The sequence below is a fragment of the Pseudoalteromonas sp. Angola-4 genome (assembly GCF_028599265.1).
Classification (GTDB): domain Bacteria; phylum Pseudomonadota; class Gammaproteobacteria; order Enterobacterales; family Alteromonadaceae; genus Pseudoalteromonas; species Pseudoalteromonas atlantica.
This window is the reverse complement of record NZ_JAQREK010000144.1, coordinates 1-203: the sequence shown is the minus strand read 5'-3', so window position 1 is coordinate 203 and position 203 is coordinate 1. Positions and strand designations below refer to the sequence as shown.

At 53.2% G+C, this 203-nt stretch carries 1 protein-coding gene; it reads left to right on the top strand.

What is annotated here, in order from left to right; all coding sequences use genetic code 11:
- Positions 1 to 203, top strand: a 203-nt coding sequence (locus tag PSH48_RS21185; RefSeq protein ID WP_273612339.1) for a hypothetical protein, incomplete at both ends; no start/stop codon positions are given.

The window sequence follows — 203 nt, the reverse complement described above, 5'->3', positions numbered from 1 at the left end:
CGTTACTGATCCGATTGATGCCAGCGCATTAAACGACGGCACACTCACCGCTACAACAAGCGTGTCAGATTTAGCGGGTAACCCTGTAAACGCGCAAGATAGCGTCGAACTTGATAACACCGCAGCGCTCACAACCAGCATTGATAAAACCGCCGACGGCGTGATTAATGGTAACGGTGAAAGCGCCGCCATGGTCGTGCGTG